This is a genomic window from Mesorhizobium sp. M7A.F.Ca.CA.001.10.2.1 (assembly GCF_003998575.1).
In the GTDB taxonomy this organism is placed as follows: domain Bacteria; phylum Pseudomonadota; class Alphaproteobacteria; order Rhizobiales; family Rhizobiaceae; genus Mesorhizobium.
Genome location: NZ_RZQY01001176.1, coordinates 1 through 821, shown reverse-complemented (window position 1 = coordinate 821; position 821 = coordinate 1). Strand labels below are relative to the sequence as shown.

Sequence of the window (821 nt, the reverse complement as noted above, 5' to 3'; positions counted from 1 at the left end):
TAAATATACAAAGAAGGATTTTCCGTTTTTGGGGCACTCTTGGGGCGGAAATACCAATTTTCGCTGCCGAACCCGGCCTGCAGATGTCAGCCCGCAAGAGGTCCATGCGCGGCATGGGCGCCGATCGCCTGCGCTGACGGCAGCGTAACCAGCAGCTTGGCAATTTCCCCCGCGACCGCCTGGGCATGGCGGGCGACTTCCGGCAGACCCATGAGCTCGCCGAAAGTGCCTCTTGCCAGCGGGCCGGCGACCAGGAGTGTCGCAACCGCCTCACCGTCCGAGCCGATTGCGCGGCTGTCGAGACTTGTCTCGATGCCAAGTCCATATTGGTCCGTCCTGATCAAGCCGGCTTCCGCCAGCGAGCTCAGCGCCGGGTTCAGCTGTAATGCCTGCCCATGAGCCGGACCCGTAGTGTTGATGACGGCATCGAAGCGCGTCGTCTCGATCCGTGTCTGCCCGCGTCGTTGAAAGCTGACAGCCAGGCTGCCGTCCTCATCGTTCGACGCGACAAGCCTGGCGGCAATGGTGTCGAATGTTCCGGCCGCATGACGCCGGTCGAGCACCGCCGCCACCTGCGGAGCGATCCTGAAGCGATGCACGTCCCAGAACACGCGCAGCCGGCGGACCAGCCTTGCCCGCTCCGGCGGGGCAAGTGCGGCCCACAGCACCGGCCCCTGCAGGCGCAGTTGGTCGAAGACCGACTGCCAGTTGACATTGGCCGCTCTCGCAGCTGTCAGCGTCGCGCGAATGGCCCTGAGCAGGCCGAGCGCCGTCGTGGCCGGCGCGGCTGCAAAATCGCCAAAAGGCTCGCCCCTGACATC

Annotated in this window: 1 pseudogene; it reads right to left on the bottom strand. The window is 65.0% G+C overall.

The features are described 5' to 3' along the window. Positions 1-86: 86 nt before the first annotated feature. A pseudogene (locus EN964_RS35970) lies at positions 87-821 on the bottom strand (hydroxyacylglutathione hydrolase); the annotation flags it as partial.